Raw genomic sequence first — 20,893 nt, 5'->3', positions numbered from 1 at the left:
AAGCAGGAGCACTTCTTCTCCACCACCCTGACCGACGCCACCATCGTGGACATCGACTGCCAGATGCCGCACTGCCAGGACCCGGCGAAGTCGGACTTCACCCAGCTGATTGAAGTCTCACTGGCCTACCGCAAAATCGACTGGGAGCACACCGTCGCCGGCACCTCCGGCTCGGACGACTGGCGCGCGCCTGTCGAGGCGTAAGCTCCGTAACCCGGCTGCGGCCGGGTTTTTGCGTTTGTGCTGAGGTGTGGCGGAGCCAGACCTGAGCACAACTTCATTTTATGGCCCCCCGCACGGTGAAAACCGGGCGTGCGGTAGCTATGGGCGTTCACAGGAGAAGGGAAGATGGCAAACAGTACGGGACTCCAGTTCACGGTCAGCATCGGGTCGCTGCCGGAGAGCACGTTTGCGGTGGTGGATTTTGAGCTGGACGAGGCGCTTAACCGTCCGTTCGCGCTGAGCCTGAACCTGGCCAGCCACCTGCCGGGGATTGATTTCGGCGCGGTGCTCGACCAGCCGTGCGAGCTGAAGGTGTGGTACGAGGGGCAGCTGCAGCGCAGCGTCAGCGGGATTGTCAGCCGCTTCGCCCAGGGCGAGACCGGGTTTCGCCGCACCCGCTACCAGGCGCAGGTGCGTCCGGCGCTGTGGCGCACCGGGCTGCGCACCAACGCCCGCATCTTCCAGGCGAAAAAGCCGGACGCCATCATCACCACGCTGCTCACCGAGGCGGGCATCACCGACTTCGCCTTCGCCCTGCGCCACGACCACCCGGAGCGGGAGTACTGCGTCCAGTACCGCGAGAGCGATTTAGCCTTTATTACGCGTCTGGCGGCAGAGGAAGGGATGTTCTTCTTCCACGAGTTTGAGGCCGGCACCCACCGGGTGGTGTTCGCCGACGACGCAGGCGCAGTGGCGAAGGGCGAGCCGCTGTTCTTCAACCTGGCAAACCAGGGCCTGTCCCAGGGGGCCTACGTCCGGCGCTTTCACTACGCCGAGGCGGTGAGCACCGCCGGGGTGGAGCTGAAGGACTACAGCTTCAAAACCCCGGCCTACGGCCTGTCGCACAAAAAGATGAGCGGCGAGCTGGACCACCAGGGCGAGCAGTACGAGCACTACGACTACCCTGGCCGCTACAAGGCGGACCCGAACGGGAAAGCCTTCGCCGGGTTCCGGCTCGACGCCCTGCGCGCCGGGGCGGTGACCGGAAGCGGGGAGTCGAACTGCGCCGGGCTGCGTCCGGGGCAGAGTTTTGTGCTGAGCGAGCACCCGAACCCGCAGCTGAACATCGCCTGGCAGACGGTGGGGGTGACCCACACCGGCCGCCAGCCCCAGGCGCTGGAAGAGGAGGGCGGCGGGGAGCCGACCACCTTCAGCAACAGCTTTACGGTGGTGAAGGCATCAACCACGTGGCGCGCAGTGATGGCGCACAAGCCGATGGTGGACGGCCCGCAGATAGCCACCGTCACCGGCCCGGATGGCGAGGAGATTTACTGCGACAAATACGGCCGCATCAAGGTGCAGTTCCCGTGGGACCGGTACGGCACGCGCAACGACCAGAGCTCGTGCTGGGTGCGGGTGAGCCAGGGCTGGGCCGGGGGGCAGTACGGCATGGTGGCCATCCCGCGCATCGGGCATGAAGTGGTGGTGAGCTTCCTGGAAGGCGACCCGGACCAGCCGATCGTCACCGGACGCACGTATCATGCGACGAATCTCTCTCCCTATCCGCTGCCACAGCATAAAACCCGCATGGTGCTGCGCTCGGACACCCATAAAGGCGACGGCTACAACGAACTGTCGTTTGAAGATGAAGCCGGGAAAGAGGAAGTGTTCCTGCGCGCCCAGAAAAACATGGCCGTGCGGGTGCTCAATTCAAAAGACGAGCGCGTGGAGTACAACCGCACCACCAGTATTGGTCATGATGAGGAGCTTGTCGTCGCCAATGACCGCAAGATCACGGTTGAGGGCAACCAGGATCACAAAACCACCGGCAACGTGATCGCGCTGACCGAAGGCGACGTCGGCGTGCAGGTGAAAGGTGACCTGGCCCAGAAGATTGCCGGGGTGTTCAGCATCGACAGCGCCGGCGATCTCACCATCCAGAGCGGCAGCAAATTAACGCTACGGGTAGGCGGCAGCTTTGTAGTGGTGCATGCGGGCGGCGTGGATGTCAAAGGTCCGGCTATCAACCTCAATTCAGGTGGCAGCCCTGGCGACCTGCTGATCCCGGCAGACCCGGCGATCCTGAAAGCCGCCGCCGCGCAGGGAACGATGTTTGTTGCACACTGCCCGAAGGAAGATAAGGCATGAATCAACGGATGACCTGGGCAGTGATTGATGGCGTGAACGATAGTGTTTGCGCCAAATCATTAGGGGCTTGATTCCAGTTTAAGCGCCTGAATTGCATATGATTACTAAAAAGAAAAAAGGGAACGAAATGGGCACTTCGACGACCTGGGCAATAATTGATGCTGCTGCTGAGCAGGATCTATTCGAGGACCAAATATGACAAGCTTAACAGCAGGTTCGCCATCGTGTAACTGTAAAAACCCTGATACATGTATCCACTCATTTACATTATCCTTTAACAATAAAGAGTATAAATATAAACAAAGCGGCTTCATTGATTCACTCGATATTATTGATGCTGGAGATGGTGAAAATATATCGCTCATGCTAGTTGGAAAAAATTGCATATCTAATAATCCAATGTGTCCTCGTGGGGTTATCTATGATATAGACCATCTGGACTCAATTAGCACCTTTAATAAAGGATTGGTCAATTACAAACTATAATATAAAGAATCAAAAGCAACATTGCAGAGGGATAATGATGCGATAGATTTTTTTGTGGATTACATCATCAATGAAAACCCAATCTCTAAACTACCAAGATCCACTTATTTTTTAAGGGTTGGACAATGTTCTGGAGAACCATTTATAGACAAGGCGTTAAGTTTAAGTGAAGGTGTTTCACAAATTCTTCATCTGGCACCAAGAGATTCTTTATGGTCTATAATAAATATTTATCCCAATTTATCATGGGATATTAATGCGAAGATTTCTTTGGATAATACCATCAAAGAATATAGCGATAAGCATCTAAAGGAACAACAAAAAAAGGCTAATGAATCAAAAGGAAACTCAAGGCGTGGATATCGAGGATGGACTAAAAGGGATCGAGTAGACATGACCACTTCGCTAGCTATGACAGGAGAGTTCAAATCTAAAATAGGCGCTTTAGAGCGAAATTATTCGATAAGCATGGGTAAGGATTTTAAAAAAAGCTATAAAAAAATTGAACTGCTTAATAAACCAATACAAACCATAGAGATGTTAACTAGCGCGTTTTCAACTCAAGATGCAGGTAGCGATGGTATAAAACTACTTACGACAGAAGTAATTTTTCCTACTTTAGAATTTAAAGGCGCTGGTGAGTTAAAGTACGATGATAATAAAAACGAAATTTATATAGAGAAGAATGTTACTGTAGGGATGACGCCTTTAATAGGAGTGCGAATTACTCTGGATTTACTGCAGGCCTTTGCAGCTTGGTATCATGCGGATGTTGTATTGGCGGCTATTCGGGAAAAGTTGGTAGCAGGAGAAGAAGACTTCAAAAACGGTGAAGATGCTGCTTATCTCGGCACAAAATTACATTTGATAGTTGAAGGTAACGTTGATTTAAAAGTTTCATTAAAATCATCCTCACAAAAAGAATGGGAATGGGAAACAGACGACTCATTAGAAGCCAAGTTATCCATTTCAATTGATGCTAATATTAGGGCAGGTATACGTTTATATGCTGTAAATGGCGCAATTGAAATTGGAGGAAGTGCTACAGCCGAAGGTTGTTTGGGGCTTGAAAGCAACAAAGGTGAGAACGTTGATTTAGTCTTTTATCACAATGGTATTGTTGCAAAATTTCATGTGGATTATACTTACGGCACAGGTCAAGGTGTAAGTAACATGAATGATGACTCTGGCATACCTAATTTGACTAAAGATTTAGGCTCTTCACAACCAAAAGCAAAAGTAGATAAGGAATGGATAATTTATGATAAGCTGGAAAAAGAAAAATCTATCTACAGGTTTGCTATTTTTTAGTTGCTTATTACCAACATTACTAAGCGCGGAATGTTTAGCCGAGACTAAAAAAATGATCTCAGAAAAATACCTAGTATCATTCAAAACTAAAAAAAGCACTTGTATCCTCCGTGTTAACGATTTACATGGTGCTGATAGCACATTGGCAGATTTACGAACAATATCTATGGGTTACAACTCCACAGCCTTCCTGGAAAATGGCCAAAATAAAGTCGAAGTACTCATGGGGCCGATGGACCATACAGATCCAGAGACACTATTTAGAGATAGTGAATGTACGGTTTCGATTAGCAAAGATAATCCTGACCAAAGTATTGAAGTCGCTAATTTCATAATGAATGTAAATGACAACAATAAAATATCTGCAGCTGATTCTGTAAATCACACTTATTCGAATCAAGGAAAATCCTTCTATGAAGGGTATAGCAATAATCCAAATGATTTTGGTCTCTATAAATTGGAGAGTAATATTTTTATAAAAGGCCTTCCGAAATGGTCTTGGGTAGATGCAACTCCTGTAACGGAAAATGATTTATCTAAGATACGTGCTGCGTATGAAAAGATATGGAAATTAATGTATGATCGTGATATCGAGGGGCTAATAAACATTTCCAGGATTTCTATAGAAGAGTTGGCATATGCAGAGGGTGCATCTCAAAAGTTAATTTTTATGTCAACCGATCTACCTCAAAATGTGGCTAATAATAATCTTCGAGCTATGCCCATAGATTGGAAAAAATATAGACTAAAAACTTATAGAGGGGGGCGCCTTTTTCGAATGACTGTGGGTTTTTTTGAAAACTCTCCTCTAAAAATGATGAACGCTGACGGTAAAGCTGTTTACGCTTATGCCCCTTATTTTTCAATGATAGATGGCAAGGTTGTTTTAGTAAGGTGAATTTTTAGGCTGCTAACGCAGCCTGCTTTCACGTTATCGGGAAAAACTATGCATATAAATTCTGTATTATGAGATGATACCATCAGGGATTGATATGCATATAAAACAAAGCGCTACTCATTTCGTATTGATGTACTAATGACGACGATTTATGCAGACGACAATGGCGTGAATTTTCGTTCAGCTTTTAGTATCAATAAATCCTTTTGCGCGATAATAACCAATGGAGTTCTCGGGATCGATAATCGAAACTCTGCTTTGGTTGGGCGCGGATACGGAACTTTTTAGTTGTCATTTAAAAAGTATTTTTGATTTTATTCAGCGTCTGTGAACGATTACTGGCGCATTAATCTCTCGAAACTAATTTTATTAGCACATAAAACATCCTACAAGGCATCACTTTGCAAGGCTCATTTAAAAATCAAAAGGAACTTATGATTATCAAAATTGCCGTAGTTAAGTCTTTATTGCTGTCAGTTCTGCTCGTCTCCACTGCAACTTTTGCTGCTAATGACAAAATGAGAATTCGATCTGTATTCGATATCAATAAATCATTTTGTGCTATAAAAACTAACGGCGTCTTAGGAATGGATAATCGTGAATCAGCCCTTGAAGGCGAAGGCTTAGGTACTTCAAGTACCAATGCCTTACTTGTTCTTGAAAATGGAATAAATGATATTACTCTTGAGATTGGTGCGCTAGGATGGTTCTCCGGTGAAAAAAAGAAACAAGAAGAGCGTGAACGTTTCGATCCTGATTCTTACTGTAAATTAGCTCTGACACTATTCTCTGGGGAAAACAGGAAAACGATCACCCGGATGAAAGTAACTATCAACAATAAAGGTATACCCCAAGTGTCCGAAGAAGACACGGATGGCAATAAAGTTGATGTAAAAAAAATATTGGCATGGCAAGTAGAAAAAGGACATTTTGATAAAGATTACTTTAACGAAAATTATTATCCTGCCGGAATGACGGTTTACCAGTTCACACAAAAAGTCTACCTGAAAGGGCTTCCGGAATGGCGTTGGGTTAAGGCTACACCATTTACTGGTAAGCCTGAGCAGATTTAGGCACTGAAAAACGCTTATGCTGAGCTTTGGCGTTTATTTTCTGCAAAGGATAATGAAGCCATCAAAAATAATATGAAATATCTACTAAATGCCTGGGCTACTGCAACCGACTCCAATGTTGATGACATATATAACAGTCATCAGTTTGTTGAGGGCTTCAAAAACAAAGGATTTAGGATGATCCCAATCAACTGGAATGACTATCAGGTTGAGGTAATGAATAAAGGCAGGCTTGTACGATTTGTAAATAAATCCGACCCAACCGTGTACCCTTTATCTAATTATTTTACAGATGACGACGGCGACATTGGTATTGAATCTTTCACACCAATTTTTTCGCTCGTAGAAGGTAAGTTCATACCTGTGATTTAAAGAACAGAGTCAATATTACAAATTTTCTAAGTGGATAGCGATAGTGTAACTATCGCTAAATTCCCACTGCACTAATCACCAATCACCAATCACCAATCACCAATCATTGGATGAACCTGACAGGGAATGTAATACAGATGAAACAAAGATTTGTTAATGTATGGTTTATGTTTGGCATATTGTTGACGCCGGGCATTTATGCTAAAAGCAATATCGTCCAGTTTCGATCATTGTTTGACATTAATGAATCCTTCTGCGCCATCAAAACCAATGGCGTATTAGGAATGGATAATCGTGATTCAGCTCTTGAGGGTGTTGGGCTCGGTACTTCTAGCACTAATGCTATGCTTCTGCTGGAAAATGGAGTTAACGACATTACCCTTGAAATGGGCTCACTTGGTTGGTTTTCTAAGGAGAAAAAGACTCAGGAAGAGCGTGAGTTTTTCAATCCTGATTCATATTGTAAATTGTCGCTAACACTTTTCTCTGGGGCAGACAGGAAGACAATCACCCAGATGAAAGTGACTATTAATAGCAAGGGTGTCCCTCAGGTAAATGAAGAGGATTCAGATGGGAATAAAGTTGAGACTAAAAAAGTGTTAGCCTGGCAGACTGAACAAGGTCACCTTGACAAAGATTATGCTATTGAGAATTATTACCCTTCAGGAATGACGCTATACCAGTTTACCCAGAAAGTTAGTCTTAAGGGACTTCCAGAGTGGCATTGGGTCAATGCTACGCCATTCACTGGTAAGCCTGAGCAGGTTCAGGCACTGAAAAATGCTTATGCTGAGTTATGGCGTTTATTTGCTGCAAAAGATAATAAAGCCATTAAAAATAATATGAAGTATCTTTTAAACGCCTGGTCAATCGCTACTGGTTCAAGCGTTGATGAACTTTACAGTAGTCATGCATTTGTAGAGGGGTTTAAAAATAAAGGCTTCAGAATGATTCCAATCAACTGGAATGATTACCAGATAGAAGTAATGAATAAAGGCAGACTTGTACGATTTGTAAATAAGTCCGATCCTACAGTGTATCCTATCTCTTATTATATTAAAGGCGATAAGGGTGATAATGGAATGCAGTGGTTTACACCTATATTTGCATTAATTGATGGAAAGTTTATACCTGTCATTTAAGCCTGGCAATTCAATATCACACATCCTTCAAATCCCCCCGGCATTGAGGAAGAAAGTTAAAAATGCGTACTCCTGTAAACTGGGCAATCATTGATGCTGCCGCTGAGCCAGCGCTGTTCACTATGCTTGATGAACTCGACCCGCCGCATGCATGTCTTTATGCCGATCCGGTACCGGATGAGATCGGGCGTCTTGCGCCGTGGCTGGTACAGGTTACGTCTGACGTTCACACCTGGTTACTCAAGCGGGAGAAACCCTGGGGCATCATTGCTACCAGTTCTGTAGAAATGCCGGCGCTACGCCAGCACCTGCGTAAATACCTTCACGTCCAGATTCCGGATGAAGAGAAACCCGTTCTGTTTCGCTTCTACGATCCGCGAAATATCTGGGCGATGCTCGACATATTGCCTCCCTGGGATCAGCACTCTTTTTTGGGGCCTGTGGAAACCATTTCTACGCGCTATGCAGGAATTGAGCGTACTGAAAATTTTGCTGAATTACGTGAGCAATATCCGCGCGGCAGCGGTTCACGGCGCAAAATGATGCAGATCACCAGCTCCCAGATGGAACAGCTGAGTGAAATTTTTGAACAACGTTATGTTGATCAGCTGGTTGAGAAAATGGCGGAGTGGCAGGTCGAAAACATCACCATCGACCCGGGTGACGTCGCTAACACTTTCCGCTGGCTTAAAGCGCAAGGCATTACGGATGATCGGAGCATTCGCGGTCTGTTCCGTTTGTTCTGTCACAAGAACTGCATCGCTGTCGCGTCGCTACCTGCAAACTATAAATCCGTGCTCTGCGATGATGCCGAAGAGGGTGTATATAAAGCGGAATCGCTATTGATTCAGGAAATGGGTGATGTCCCTCTGTAGATCATCAATGTATTACTCTTCAATATACGCTATTTCTTAAATAGGCGTTAAACAAGGATTGGTAACCATGAAAATGCCATTTAGAAGAAGGAGAGAGTTTTCATGACGAGCCGCGAAAGGGTAAAAAGAATCTCACTGCTTTGCTTGAGTTTATTTAGTTCTGTCGGCTACGCTTCTGTTGCTACCTCAGAGAGTAAGCTAATTTATCATGTTCAGTTTAAGTCTAATAAAAGCACGTGCATACTAAGAATAAATGACATACCCGCTATAGATACCCATCTTGCGCGCATGGGCACTATGTCCGCCGGTTTCAATTTCAGCGCATTTTTGGAAAATGGTCATAATCGAATAGAAGTGCTTATGGGGCCGCAGGATCCTAATAAAAGTGAAACGCTTTCCAGAGATTCATCATGTCAGGTTGTGATTAGCAAAGATTCGATAGATAAATCCATCGAAATTGCAAATTTCGCTCTTTCAGTTGTGGAGGATGGTGATATTTCTGCGCGCTCTTCTACAAATCATAACGGCAACAATAATCACACCAAAATTTTAGAAGGCTGCACTAAAAATAAAAATGATTACGGGTTGTATAAGCTCGAATCTAGTCTAATTATCTCAAATTTACCAAAATGGTCATGGGTAGATGCCACGCCAGTATCGGAAAAAGATTATCCAGCAGTTAAATTAGCATATCAAGAAATCATATCTGCATTTGCTCGAAGGGATATTCAAAGCCTTAAAAGAGCTACTCAAGTATCTAATGAAGAAATGGCCGCAGCAGAAGGAACTTCACCCGAGCTGATCTTTGCTTCAACAGGATTAGCTGAGCACGTTCTCAACAAAAAACTAAATTTGGTACCTGTTGGCTGGAATAATTATAGAATTATACCATATCGCGGGGGCAGGCTTTTTCGGCTGGGTGTGGGTTACTACCAAAACTCACCTTTAAGGCTGAAGGATGAAGCCGGTGATATTATTTTTGTTTATAAGCCCTATTTTTCAATGATAAACGGAAAGGTAGTGCTTGTGCGATGAAATCATATTTACTTGAATGAGAGAGTAAATTATCTATTCATGTAAGTGACAAGATATTACCCGAGTTAAATGACGTCTATAAAAACATCTGGACCTTAATAAATAATAGAGACATTGCGACATTAAAAAGTATCACCAGTATATCAAGTTCTGAAATGGGTTTGGCGGAAGGATTGCCCCCAGAAGTGATATTTCAATCCTATGATTTACCCCAAAATGTAGGCAATGAGAATCTTGCACCCGTAAAGCTTGAGTTCGACAAATATTTTTTGAGAACTTAAAGCATTGAGCATAAAACTTTCATTTCTACCTGGTAGTGAGAAACCGTTAATACGCCTCTGCAAATTTAAGGATGATAAATGACAAGTCTGACGGCCGGTTCGCCATCGTGTAACTGTAAAAATCCCGATACCTGTATTCATGCTTTCACCTTAAAAGTGAAAGACAGAACCTTCGCCTATAAGCAAAACGGGTTTATCGACTCTGTGGATGCTATCGACGAGGGCGGCAAAGGCGTGCCGCTGTCGCTCACCTTAACCGGTAAAGCCTGCGTGTCGCATAACCCGAAATGCCCGCAGGGTGAGATCTACAGCATCGATCAGAGTAAAACGCTCAAGACCTTCAATAACGGCGTGACTAATTACCCCGCGCGTTTTGACAGCAGCAAAGTGCGGTTCTTCGACCGATACGACTCGATTGATTTTCTGGTCGATTACGTATTAGCGAAAGACGTGAAAACCGTCATGCCGAAAACGGCGTATATGCTGCATGTCGGGCAGTGTAAGGGCGAAGCCTTTGTGCAAAAACCACTGACGTTCGCGGATGGGGTGTCTCAAATTATTAATCTCGCGCCGAGCGGAACGGTATGGGCCAATATCAACGTCTATCCCGATTTTAAATGGGAAACCAGCGTGTCGATTGGTGTCGGGCAAACCGTGGATGAGTACAGCGACAGGCAGTTGAAGCAGCAGCAGCGCGCCCAGAACACCAGCGCAGGCATGCCGCAGCGTGGGCATCGCGGCTGGACCCGCCGACCTCGCTACGGTATTACCAGTTCGCTGGAAATAGAGGGCAAACTCACCGCGAAAATGGCTGGGATAAGTCAGGATTATTCTGGCTCGCTGAAAAAAGATTTTGAACGTAAAGCCCAGCGGATATCGCTTATTAATAAATCAATGCAGGCCATTGATACCGTCACGAAAGCACTTTCCAGCGGCGACGGCGGGAAAATTGAACTGCTCACCACCGAAATTATCTTTCCTAAGCTTGAGATTAAAGGCAGCGGCGAACTGAAAGAGGACGCCGACTCAAAGACGCTTTATATCGAAAGGCAAGGGTCAATCGGGCTTGCGCCGCTGGTCGGTATGAAAATAACCCTCGATCTGCTGCAGGCGTTCGCCGCCTGGTATCGCGCCGATGTGGTGCTTGCTGCCGTTCGTGAAAAGCTGGCCTCGGGTGAGCAAAGCTATCAGGAAGGCGGCAATGCGGCCTTTGCCGGCATGAAGTTTGAACTGGTCGCCGAAGGCGAAGTGGCTTTTACGCTGGCCTTTAAATCTGATGCGAAGAATAAATGGGAGTGGCAGAAAGTCGATAGCGCTGAGGCAAAGCTTAAGCTGACTATTGAGGCCAACGTGCGCGCGGGCATTCGCATTTATATTGCAAACGGGGCGTTAACGGTAGGTGGAAAAGCGGTGGCCGAAGGCTGCCTGGGCTTAGATAACTCTATAAAAGATAAGCTTGATTTGGTATTTTACCACAACGGTATCGTCGCCAAAGTCTACGTGAATTACACCGTTGGGCTGGCGTCTAAATCTGAACGGGTTTCGCAATCCCAGGGCCTTCCAGGCAGAAATACTTCGACCGGGAAATCAGGGAAGAGTGACAACATTGAAAAGGAGTGGATTATTCATGACAAGCTGGAAAAGAAAGATTCAACCGCGCGTTTTAATCTCGCTTAGCGTGTTGATGAGCGCTTTATTACCGCCAACTTTTTCTGCCAGGGCCGATGACATGATTAACGAAAAATACCTTTTCTCCTTCAAGACCAATAAAAGCACCTGCATCCTGCGGGTAAATGATTTTCCCGCCGCCGACAGCACCACCGCTGATTTTGGCACCCTGTCGGCGGGCTTTAATTTAACGGCGTTCCTTGAGAATGGCCCTAACCAGATTGAGCTGCTGATGGGGCCGCAGGATCACGCCGATCCGGATACCTTATTCCCCGACTCCTCGTGTCAGGTCACTATCAGTAAAGACACAAAAGACGAAAGCGTCACGCTTGCCGAATTTAGATTAACGGTCGATGCGCAGGGGAATATCACTGCGCAGGAGTCTGCCGATTATCAGGGCGGTGCGTATCACTCAAAAGTCCTCGAAGGCACCACCAAAAACCCGAAAGACTTCGGTCTCTATAAGCTCGAAAGCACCGTGACGGCGAAAGGGTTGCCGCGCTGGGCCTGGTCGGATGCGACGCCGGTAAGTGAAAAAGATCTGCCGCTGATTAAAAAAGCCTATGCCGATATCTGGAATATGATGAAAGCGCGGGATATTGAGGCGGTGAAAAAAGTCACCCGCATCTCCAGCGAAGAAATGGCCTGGGCCGAGGGCACCACGCCGGGTGTGGTATTACTCTCCACCGATTTCCCGGAGCATGTGGTCGATAAACAGTACGCGCCGGTGCCGATTGCCTGGGATAATTACGAACTGAAAACCTATCGTGGCGGACGACTGTTCCGTTTAGCGGCAGGCTTTTTCCAGAACTCGCCGCTGCAATTCCAGAATGCGGATGGCGACGTGGTGTTCGTGTATAACCCGTACTTCTCGCTCATTAACGGCAAGGTCGTTCTGGTTCGTTAATGCTGGCTGTCACCGCGGCTGTCTCTGGCCGCGGTTCAACGCCTTTCTTTAGTAAATTCCACTCAGCACAGGCGCATCGGTCGGGGTTGATTGCGAACTCTGGCCCACTATAAGGACATTTCATCATGGGAAACGCAGTAAAAGTCGGTGATACCGGCACCGCACATGGCAGTCATCCGGCGACACCGGTCACCGCCGGCTCGCCAACGGTAAAAGTAGACGGCGTGCCGCTGGCGAGGGTTGGCGATCCGCTGGCGGATCACGGGCATCCACGCGCTATCGCCGCCGGGTCTGGCACGGTGTTTGTCGACGGTAAACCCGCAGCGCGCACCGGGGATGCGGTAGGCTGCGGCGGGGTGGTGATTGGCGGCGGCACGGTGAATATCGGATGAACACGTTATTTGCGCTGGTCCTGCTGATTTTTGTGCTGCTGGGCGGCGTCGGGATGCTGATTTCCATCTACAACCGCATCGTGATGCTGCGCCATCACGTCGATAAAGCCTTTGCCAATATCGAGGTGTTGCTGAAGCAGCGGGTGGACGAGCTGCCGGAGCTGGTAAAGGTGGTCAAAGCCAGCGCCGGCTACGAGCAACAGACGTTACAGCAGCTCACTGAACTGCGCACCGCGTTTATGAATGCCGGCACCCAGGAGGAGAAAATCACCCTGGTGAACCGGATGGACGGCGCGCTGAAATCGCTGTTTGCGGTGGCGGAAAATTATCCCGATCTGAAAGCAAGCAGGGCGTACCAGCAGCTGCAGCGCCGCATCTCTCAGCTGGAAGACAATATTGCCGACCGCCGCGAGTTCTTTAACGAGAGCGTGACGCTGTACAACGTCGGGATTAATGAATTCCCCAATCTGATCCTTGCCAGGCTGCTGCGCTACCAGCCAAAGCCGCTGCTGCAGTTTGCTCCCGAAGAGACACGCTATACCGGCATCTCTCTCTGATACCGATGTGCCGGAGTCGGATGGCTCCGGCGTTACCCCCTTACCACAAGACGTAACGCGTAATGGACTTCCTCAACGTTCTTTTCAATCTGGTCTTTGGGCCATTCTCCTTCCTCATCCTGATGGTGCTGTTCCTTATCTGGCAGGCGTGGAAAATGCTGCCGTCTAAACGGCAGAAAAAAGCGAGCCGCGGGGGCGGGTTCAGCACCTTCTGGCGCGGGCTGCTGGTGGTGCTGCTGCTGTCGGTGTTAATGGCTTTGCCAGCCCTCGGCGGGCCGGGCTTCGCGCTGCTCGCCCTGATCATCCTGCTGATCTCGCTGATCCCTGGCGATGAACGCCGCTTCTTTAAATACCAGCAGAATTTACCCACCAGCAAGATCCGCTCGCTGGCGATGGGGATTGTTGAGCTGCAGGGGCGCGCCCGCGCCGTTAAGACTCTGACCGCGCCGCTCAGTGGCCGACGCTGCATCGGGTACCGTCACACCATCCACGAAGAGGAGCGCGATGATGATGGCGACACCCGTTCCCGGCTGATCCACAAAGAGGAGCGCTGTCTGCCCTTTGTGCTGGAGGACGACACCGGGGAAGTGCAGGTCGATGCGAAGGGGCTGGGGCTGTATGTGCTGCCGGTGTTCAGGGAGCAGCAGAGCGGTGACCGGGTCGCGCGGGAATACGTGCTGGAGCACGGCGCGGAATACCTGCTGGTAGGAAAAGCGGTACGTCGCGGCAGCGGCGTGGGCATCGTGCGCGACAACATCCGGCGCGTGTTTGGCATCGCCCCGGTCGGGCATCTGAAACGCCGGGTGAAACTCAACGCCCAGCTTGCAGTGTGGTATGGCTACACTGCGGCGATCGCGATTGCTGCTGCGCTGATCCTCGTGCTGCCGCTGGAGGTGGTGCACGGCCAGTTGTTAATTCATTACGCCGACTGGCCGCCGTACCGCTATTTGTTTGATGCCGCAGACGCAGGGCAGGGGAGCGTCGAGCTTCCGGCCAGCATCGCCACGCTGGTGACCACGCCGGGCTATATGCTGGTGCTGGGCATCTTCGGCGCTATACCGGCGCTGGTGCTGTTTGCCACCACCATGCGCTTTCCGCCCCTGGCCCGGCTGTCAAAAATATGCGCCGGCACCGTGGCCGTCAGCTTCCCGGCGTCCTTTGTTGGCATGATCGTCATGCAGCTCGCAGGGTTTGACGGCATCTATCTGTTTCTGTGCTGGGCTATTCTGCACATCGGCTACGCGGTGTTTGTGGTGCTGAACTATCGCCAGCTGGCCGCGGTAATGAATGACTACAACCGCGACGATCCGCCGTTACGTAAAAGGCCGCCGGTCAGACGGCGTAAAAGGTGAGTTGTCAGATGCCGGGAGCCGCGCCGCGAAAGGTTTTGCGCCACTCGCTCGGGCTGACGCCGAACTGCGTTTTGAAGCTCTGACGGAACGAGACCGGCGACTGAAAACCTGCCAGTTCAGCGACGGCCTCGACGCTGCGATCGGTGGTTTCCAGCAGCTCCTGGCTGCGCTGTAAACGCTCGGCGGTGAGCCAGTCGCCAACGCTCATCCCCGTCGCCTTTTGAAAATGGCGGGTAAAGGTGCGGCGGCTCATGCTCACGGTGCGCGCCAGCGTGTCGAGATCGTGCGTCAGGTGCAGGTTGCGCCGCAGGTAGTCCAGCAACTGATTGATGTGCGCATCGCGGGTGCTCTCGGGCACCGGGCGTTCGATAAACTGCGCCTGACCACCTTCGCGGTAGGGCGGCATCACCATTCTTCGCGCCACGCGGTTGGCGAGAGCGCTGCCGTAGTGTTTGCGCACCAGATACAGGCAGCAGTCAATGCCTGCCGCGGTACCGGCGGAGGTGATCAACCGATCGTCATCGATATACAGCGCGTTGGTATCAAGCTGAACCTCGGGAAAACGCAGGGAAAAGTCGCGCTCATACTCCCAGTGGGTCGCCGCACGATGGTGATTGAGCAGCCCGGCCCAGGCCAGTACGTACGTCCCGAGACACAGCCCGACCACTTCCGCGCCGCGCTCCCAGGCGGCGGCGATGGCGTCCAGCAGCGCCCGGGACGGCTTCTGTTCCGGATGATGCCAGAAGGGAACGATCACCACATCCGCCTGGGCGATCTGCTCCAGGCCATGCTCCACCTGCACCAGCATACCGTTGCCGGAATCCACCACGCCGGGCGTCTCGGCACACAGGCTGAGCCGGTAACGGTCCGGTTCCGGCATCATCAAACCAAACAGCGTACAGGGCACCGAGAAGTGAAACGGGCTAAAACCCGGCGTGGCGACCACGGCCACGGAAAGAGCAGGCATACAAGACTCCGGTTAATCAGGACGCGCCGCACCCGGCGCGTCATACACTCAGAACAGACAGGACTCGCCGTCGGCAGGGATCACCACGCTATCCTGGATCCCGTGCTGCGTCACGTAAGTGCGCAGTTCATCCCGGGTCAGCAGACAGTGGTTCACCGCCTCCATGTGCGAGGCCACGACGATGGCGTCCGGCAGCGCCCGGTGCGTGCGCAGCACATCCTCTTTGCCCATAATAATGGCACCAATATCATCCACCTGCGCGAAACCGGCGTTCAGCACCACCACGTCCGGATTCCAGCGCGCCAGGCTCTCCTCATAGGGTTTCACCCAGATGGTATCCCCGGCGATATACAGCGTTTTTTCGTCGGCATGGGTAAACACCAGTCCACAGGCATCCCCCAGGAAAGCGGCCACCTCCGGAATGGCATACGCGGCATCGCTGCCGTGCTGGCCATCGGTTTTATGAATGCCAATCCCCGCAAGCGTGTTGCTGTCAGCCAGCGGCTGAACGTTGCTGAAGCCCTGGCTGCGGATCAGCGCCGCGTCGCTGTCATTCTGGGTGTAGATCGGCATTGCTTTAGGGATGGCGGCGACCGCGGCTTCATCCCAGTGATCGCGATGGGTGTGGGTGACAAGAATGGCATCGACATCAAGCAGGGTTTCCAGCGGCAGGGGCAGCGCGACGCGGGGGTTGCGCAGGTGCGAGCGTGCCGTGCCGGGGAAGCCTTCCCAGGCCTCTTTTTCGGCCAGCATCGGATCAATCAGAAAACGGGTGCCGGCGTACTCCAGCAGCAGGGTGGCGTTGCGAATTTGGGTCAGTTTCATCATCTACTCCAGGGTTCGTGTGGTCAGTGAAGCCAGTGTAGAGCGTCTCAAAACGCCTGATGAGTAGCCTGATGGTCAACTAACGATGGAATCGGGCCAGAATAAAACGTGACATAATCGGGGTCAGAGCCTGGGCAGATGCCCAGGCCAGAAGCTTTACTGCGGGTCGTTTGCCGCCGGCGCGTTGCCATTGCGCAGCGTGCCGGCGCGGATCCATAGCGTTGACGTCTGCTATAAAAATGGGATCGCCATCCGGTTTCTGGAAAACGGCCTTAGTACAGAAGGTTCGATGGGGAAAATGGTCATTCAGATCCTGGCCGCTGTGGCAGAAGCTGAGCGTGAGCGCATTCTGGAGCGAACCAGTGATGGGATCGCTGCAATGGCGTCTGGTGTGAAGTTCGGCAGAACACCGCACAGTGCGACGGTATCAGCACTCGGACTCATCCGGTAGGGGCAGTCATTTAAGATAGTGGCAGAAACACGGGGATATCCCGCGCTACATATTTCCGTCTGAAGCGAAAATCAAAATCAATTCATTTTGCTGATTTTAATCAATAAAAACGCAAGTGGAGTTTTCTTCAGAAAGAAACAGAAGGTGATAATCACTGCTCTTTAATCACGAAAAAGGATTTCACAGAATGACTATACCGGTTTATTTATGGCTGAAGGACGATGGGGGAAATCCCATCAAAGGCTCTGTTGATGTACAGCAACGCGAGGGAAGCATAGAGATAACCGCGCTGGCTCACATCGTATCTCTCCCCACAGATGATCTGTCCGGCAAGATAACGGCCACTCGCGAACATGCTCCCTTTATCCTTACCAAAGCGCTGGACTCTTCCAGCCCGTATCTTCATCAGTTCGTCAGCTCCGGGAAGCTCTTAAAATCTGCCGAGCTCAAATTCTATCGCATTAATTACGCCGGACAGGAAGAAGAATATTTCAACGTACTCCTTGAAAATGCCCGCATTACCAGTCTCGTCGCCTTCATGGAAGATGTTAAAGATCCGGACTACGAACGTCACGATCACCTTGAAGTGCTCGAAGTGACGTATGAAAAAATCACCTGGAAATATCTGGACGGCAATATTATTCACTCTGATTGCTGGAAAGAGCGCAGCGCGGCATAGGAGAGCGACACATGGCATGGATATACCATCAGAGTACCGGCGAACTGTGGCACAACGGTAAGTTAATGGGGAAAGGCTATTCGGGGAGCCTGAACAATAAAAACAACCCGGATCGGCAACACGTTAAAGGTATGGGGCCCATTCCTCGCGGTACCTGGCATATTGGCGGACATACCAGTTCAAAGGGACCATTTACCATAATTTTGACACAGACCTCTGGCGAAAGTTATGGCCGCTCTTTATTTCGTATACACGGCGAAAGGAAGCCTCCGAAAGTACCTGGATTCGCTTCTGAGGGTTGCATAATACTGGGGCCGGTTATTCGCACAAAAATCATTCAGTCAACAGATAAAACGCTGGAGGTAGTGAGATGATTTTGCGAATCATTTTGCTGACCGCCTGCATTATCTCGTCCTCCTGCATAGCATCATCAAATGAATGGAAAGCTTATATCCAACTGATCGAGCAGGCTGACAACAAAACACTCCATGCGTTTCCGGGGAAAATTGACAGTATTGGTGATACCCTTGACGCTGCACATACAGAGGAATTGACTACAGCTCTTAGCATGGCGTTGATTAAAGATCCAATATCTGTAATTAACGCAACCAACTCGCTGGACAAAAGTACCGACTCCTTAAAGCAGCGCTTTGGCACATTAATGATATGCAGCATTCCACTGATGACGAATGCCACAATGACACAAGTTGAGGAGTATTTCGCGAAGACAGAACCCGTGCTGGAAAAGGCGGGAGCTGCTGCCTCAGAGTGTCTGAGCAATATGCGTGACACGATTGAAGAGCTCAGACAAGAAACTGCACAAAACCCAATAAAGTAATCCTCAGAACAAACCTGGCGCTTGCCGGGTTTTTTTGACGAACGCTAATTTGTTTTTATTCATGTAAAACAAAAAGTTAATCTCTTAGCGTGGTTTTTTACACGGTTGAACCTCAAATTCCTGAAAGGCGTTACCGGTGAGTGGCAACATCGCGGGGCGGGTTCCGGAAAGGGCGAAAAAACGGCGGGATGCGACCCGCCGCGCGGGGGTCAGCGCACCAGATTGTGGCTCAGGGAGTATTTCACGATGTCGGCATTATTGGTGAAGTTCATGCGCTTCATCATGCGTGACTTGTAGGTGCTGACGGTTTTATTGCTGATGGATAACGTATCGGCGATGGCGTTGATGGTCTCGCCATGCGCCAGCATGATCATGATCTGCCGTTCACGCATGGTCAGGCTCTCATGTGCTGCGCGGTTGTTGCCCTGATAGTCGGAAAACACAATCTCCTGGGCGAGGTCGTGGTCGATGTAGCGGGAGCCGCGCGCCACGGTACGAATCGCCTTCAACAGCGCCTCCGGCGGTTTGTCTTTGGTGATGTAGCCCAGCGCGCCGCTGCCTAACACCCGGCGGGCGATCTGCGGCTCGTTGTACATGCTAAGCACCAGAATGCGCAGCGCAGGATACTGCGGCCTGATGCGGTGGATCAGGTCTTCGCCGCTGATGCCCGGCATCGAGAGATCCAGCAGCAGCAGGTTTACCTGATGATGGCGCAGGCGCTCCAGCACCTGGCCGCCGTCCGGCGCTTCGCACACCACGTCAATTGCGTCATCAAGGGCGAATATCTGCTTCAGGCCTTCGCGCATGATGGCGTGATCTTCGGCAATCATCAGCCGTATCCGCTCTTCCATTGTTTATTCTCCTTTATGTTTATCGCCGCAGGTCTGGGAACGCGAGCCGGGCAGGGGAAAGCTCAGCCGCACCCGGGTGCCTTTGCCGCGCGCGCTGACGATCGTCGCTTCGCCATTGAGCATCCGCGCCCGCTCCTGAATGCCTGGCAGGCCAAAGGCGTTTTTACGCACCCGCGCAGCGTTGAAACCCTTGCCGTTATCGACAACCTCAATAGTGATGGTGTCAGGCTGCGGTTTAACGATGATATAGACCGTACTGGCGCTGGCGTGGCGCGCCACGTTGGTTAACGACTCCTGCACCACGCGGAACGCGGCGGTGAGCGTCGCTTCATCCAGATTGACGGCGCTTTCGTCCGGCGCCACCAGGATACAGCGGCAGCCGCCATCCTTGTTGAACCGATCGCGCAGCCACTCCAGCGCCGGGATCAGGCCCAGATTCAGCACGTTCGGCCGCAGGCGCGTCGAGACATCCCGCACCACCTGAATCGTGCTGTCCACCAGCCCCATCAGATTATCGAGCTGCTCGCGCTGTCCGGCGAGAGGCTGGCCGGCACGCATCGCCAGCAGCGACAAACCGGTACGCAGCGACGTAAGATGCTGGCCCAGCTCGTCGTGAATATCCCGCGCCAGCTGCTTGCGCTCCGCTTCGCGATCCTGCTCGAAATTCTGCGCCAGCATGCGCAGCTGCTGGTGGGCGGCCCGCAGCTCCTCTTCGGTCTGACGGATCGGGGTGATGTCACGCCCGACGGCCAGTACGCTCACCATCTTGCCCGCCAGGTCATATTCCGGCACGCAGCGCACGTGCAGGGTACGTTTCCTGCCATAGCGCTGCAGCGTCAGCTCATCCTCCGCGCCTTTCTCATCCACCAGCGTTTTCGATACCAGCTTAAAAAAGCTCAGCCCGACGTCGCCTTTCGGCACGCTTTCGGTGAGCGGTTTATGGTGGATTTCCTGCTCGCTGACGCCAAACCAGTTCTGCACCGCCGGGTTGGCATAGAGGCAGCGGGTATTGAGGTCAAAACGCAGGATCAGATCGGGGGAGTTCTCCACCACCATATTCATCTGCTTCTCGCGCAGCCGCTGCTGCTCTTTCTGCCGACGCAGTTCGCGCACGTCGTGCACGATGCAGAGAATGTGCTCCTCGCCGCGCTGGTCGTAGCCGACGCAGCTGATTTCAACCGGAATCAGCTCGCCGTTGTGACCGGCATGGTGCGAGGTGAAGGTAATACCTTCCGGGCGCACGCTGAGCTTCCACCACAGGGCGAAGACATCATCATCGCGCAGTTCCGGATCGATACTGGAGAAAGAGAGCCGGGAAAACGCTTCGCGCGAATATCCCAGCAGCTCACAGGCTTTATCATTGACATATTTGATACGCAGATCACAATCAATCAGATATATCGCGTCATGCACTCGATTAAGTGCAATGTCAGATAAATTTGCCGTCTCGCGATCGCTATATTCAGGACGGTTTGCAATAGCCTGCAGTAGCATAATTCCCTCTATGTTTTTGCTGACGTCGTCACCGGTGAACATCGGCAACCCATAATATTGGTGGCATTAACTTTCTCCTCTGAACTATTTCAGGTGTCGGGTTAATTGACGTTAACAACATAGTAGCAG

Annotated in this window: 21 protein-coding genes and 1 pseudogene; 18 read left to right on the top strand and 4 right to left on the bottom strand. The window is 50.7% G+C overall.

Features of this window, described 5'->3' with window-relative positions; all coding sequences use genetic code 11:
- From tssD (ET34_RS23005) to ET34_RS0116355, 14 genes are all read left to right on the top strand, one after another.
- Positions 1 to 204, top strand: a 204-nt coding sequence (gene tssD, locus ET34_RS23005) for a type VI secretion system tube protein TssD (protein WP_236633886.1), incomplete at its 5' end; no start/stop codon positions are given.
- A 144-nt stretch (positions 205 to 348) separates the two neighbouring features.
- Complete coding sequence (locus ET34_RS0116410) at positions 349 to 2,310, top strand: type VI secretion system Vgr family protein (RefSeq protein WP_031523869.1); 1,962 nt, start codon at positions 349 to 351, stop codon at positions 2,308 to 2,310.
- A gap of 195 nt (positions 2,311 to 2,505) precedes the next feature.
- On the top strand, positions 2,506 to 2,796 hold the full coding sequence (locus ET34_RS22600; RefSeq protein WP_152548410.1) for a hypothetical protein: 291 nt from the start codon (positions 2,506 to 2,508) through the stop codon (positions 2,794 to 2,796).
- Between the two features lie 54 nt (positions 2,797 to 2,850).
- Positions 2,851 to 4,107: a hypothetical protein gene (locus tag ET34_RS22360; protein ID WP_152548409.1), complete on the top strand. Its 1,257-nt coding sequence runs from the start codon at positions 2,851 to 2,853 to the stop codon at positions 4,105 to 4,107.
- Positions 4,058 to 5,005 (top strand): hypothetical protein, encoded by a 948-nt coding sequence (locus ET34_RS0116395; RefSeq protein WP_031523867.1) that lies wholly within the window; start codon positions 4,058 to 4,060, stop codon positions 5,003 to 5,005. The genes ET34_RS22360 and ET34_RS0116395 overlap by 50 nt, the downstream gene beginning before the upstream one ends.
- 434 nt (positions 5,006 to 5,439) lie before the next feature.
- A complete protein-coding gene (locus tag ET34_RS23000) occupies positions 5,440 to 6,078 on the top strand; it encodes a hypothetical protein (protein WP_236633884.1) in 639 nt (212 codons plus the stop codon).
- A gap of 509 nt (positions 6,079 to 6,587) precedes the next feature.
- Positions 6,588 to 7,592: a hypothetical protein gene (locus ET34_RS0116385; RefSeq protein WP_035891609.1), complete on the top strand. Its 1,005-nt coding sequence runs from the start codon at positions 6,588 to 6,590 to the stop codon at positions 7,590 to 7,592.
- A gap of 62 nt (positions 7,593 to 7,654) precedes the next feature.
- Positions 7,655 to 8,467, top strand: coding sequence for a DUF4123 domain-containing protein (locus ET34_RS0116380; protein ID WP_031523864.1), 813 nt, complete (start codon positions 7,655 to 7,657; stop codon positions 8,465 to 8,467).
- Between the two features lie 102 nt (positions 8,468 to 8,569).
- Positions 8,570 to 9,502, top strand: a complete 933-nt coding sequence (locus ET34_RS22050; RefSeq protein WP_072002050.1) for a hypothetical protein — start codon at positions 8,570 to 8,572, stop codon at positions 9,500 to 9,502.
- A 359-nt stretch (positions 9,503 to 9,861) separates the two neighbouring features.
- Positions 9,862 to 11,460 (top strand): hypothetical protein, encoded by a 1,599-nt coding sequence (locus ET34_RS0116375; RefSeq protein WP_031523862.1) that lies wholly within the window; start codon positions 9,862 to 9,864, stop codon positions 11,458 to 11,460.
- Positions 11,411 to 12,358 (top strand): hypothetical protein, encoded by a 948-nt coding sequence (locus ET34_RS0116370; protein ID WP_031523860.1) that lies wholly within the window; start codon positions 11,411 to 11,413, stop codon positions 12,356 to 12,358. The genes ET34_RS0116375 and ET34_RS0116370 overlap by 50 nt, the downstream gene beginning before the upstream one ends.
- Before the next feature lie 125 nt (positions 12,359 to 12,483).
- Complete coding sequence (locus ET34_RS0116365; protein WP_031523858.1) at positions 12,484 to 12,750, top strand: type VI secretion system PAAR protein; 267 nt, start codon at positions 12,484 to 12,486, stop codon at positions 12,748 to 12,750.
- Positions 12,747 to 13,307: a LemA family protein gene (locus ET34_RS0116360; RefSeq protein WP_031523856.1), complete on the top strand. Its 561-nt coding sequence runs from the start codon at positions 12,747 to 12,749 to the stop codon at positions 13,305 to 13,307. The genes ET34_RS0116365 and ET34_RS0116360 overlap by 4 nt, the downstream gene beginning before the upstream one ends.
- 62 nt (positions 13,308 to 13,369) lie before the next feature.
- On the top strand, positions 13,370 to 14,659 hold the full coding sequence (locus ET34_RS0116355; RefSeq protein WP_031523854.1) for a GIDE domain-containing protein: 1,290 nt from the start codon (positions 13,370 to 13,372) through the stop codon (positions 14,657 to 14,659).
- A 4-nt stretch (positions 14,660 to 14,663) separates the two neighbouring features.
- On the opposite strand, the gene ET34_RS0116350 is transcribed toward ET34_RS0116355, so the two are convergent.
- Together ET34_RS0116350 and ET34_RS0116345 are read right to left on the bottom strand one after the other, a co-directional pair.
- Positions 14,664 to 15,626, bottom strand: coding sequence for a GlxA family transcriptional regulator (locus ET34_RS0116350; protein ID WP_031523852.1), 963 nt, complete (start codon positions 15,624 to 15,626; stop codon positions 14,664 to 14,666).
- A gap of 48 nt (positions 15,627 to 15,674) precedes the next feature.
- Positions 15,675 to 16,451 carry an MBL fold metallo-hydrolase gene (locus ET34_RS0116345; protein WP_031523850.1) on the bottom strand — a complete coding sequence of 259 codons (777 nt, stop codon included), beginning with the start codon at positions 16,449 to 16,451 and terminating at the stop codon, positions 15,675 to 15,677.
- 211 nt (positions 16,452 to 16,662) lie between these two features.
- Here ET34_RS0116345 and ET34_RS21080 point away from each other — a divergent pair.
- From ET34_RS21080 to ET34_RS0116330, 4 genes and pseudogenes are all read left to right on the top strand, one after another.
- Positions 16,663 to 17,009: pseudogene (locus ET34_RS21080) on the top strand (recombinase family protein); the annotation flags it as partial.
- Positions 17,010 to 17,089: 80 nt separating this feature from the next.
- Positions 17,090 to 17,581 carry a type VI secretion system tube protein TssD gene (tssD, locus tag ET34_RS0116335; RefSeq protein WP_031523848.1) on the top strand — a complete coding sequence of 164 codons (492 nt, stop codon included), beginning with the start codon at positions 17,090 to 17,092 and terminating at the stop codon, positions 17,579 to 17,581.
- Positions 17,582 to 17,592: 11 nt separating this feature from the next.
- Positions 17,593 to 17,955 (top strand): tlde1 domain-containing protein, encoded by a 363-nt coding sequence (locus ET34_RS22045; RefSeq protein ID WP_072002049.1) that lies wholly within the window; start codon positions 17,593 to 17,595, stop codon positions 17,953 to 17,955.
- The gene (locus ET34_RS0116330) at positions 17,952 to 18,419 is read left to right on the top strand and encodes a hypothetical protein (RefSeq protein ID WP_031523847.1); all 468 of its coding nucleotides are present in this window, start codon (positions 17,952 to 17,954) and stop codon (positions 18,417 to 18,419) included. Before ET34_RS22045 ends, ET34_RS0116330 begins: the two co-directional genes overlap by 4 nt.
- Before the next feature lie 209 nt (positions 18,420 to 18,628).
- Here ET34_RS0116330 and ET34_RS0116325 read toward each other — a convergent pair whose 3' ends face one another.
- Both ET34_RS0116325 and ET34_RS0116320 read right to left on the bottom strand, forming a co-directional pair.
- Entirely contained in the window at positions 18,629 to 19,270 is a 642-nt protein-coding gene (locus tag ET34_RS0116325; RefSeq protein ID WP_031523846.1) for a response regulator, read from the bottom strand.
- A 3-nt stretch (positions 19,271 to 19,273) separates the two neighbouring features.
- Positions 19,274 to 20,764 carry a PAS domain-containing sensor histidine kinase gene (locus ET34_RS0116320; protein ID WP_051640566.1) on the bottom strand — a complete coding sequence of 497 codons (1,491 nt, stop codon included), beginning with the start codon at positions 20,762 to 20,764 and terminating at the stop codon, positions 19,274 to 19,276.
- Positions 20,765 to 20,893 lie beyond the last annotated feature (129 nt).

The organism is Siccibacter colletis (assembly GCF_000696575.1).
In the GTDB taxonomy this organism is placed as follows: Bacteria; Pseudomonadota; Gammaproteobacteria; order Enterobacterales; family Enterobacteriaceae; genus Siccibacter; species Siccibacter colletis.
The sequence above is the reverse complement of the archived record's forward strand: the minus strand, read 5'-3'. Positions and strand labels throughout refer to the sequence as shown.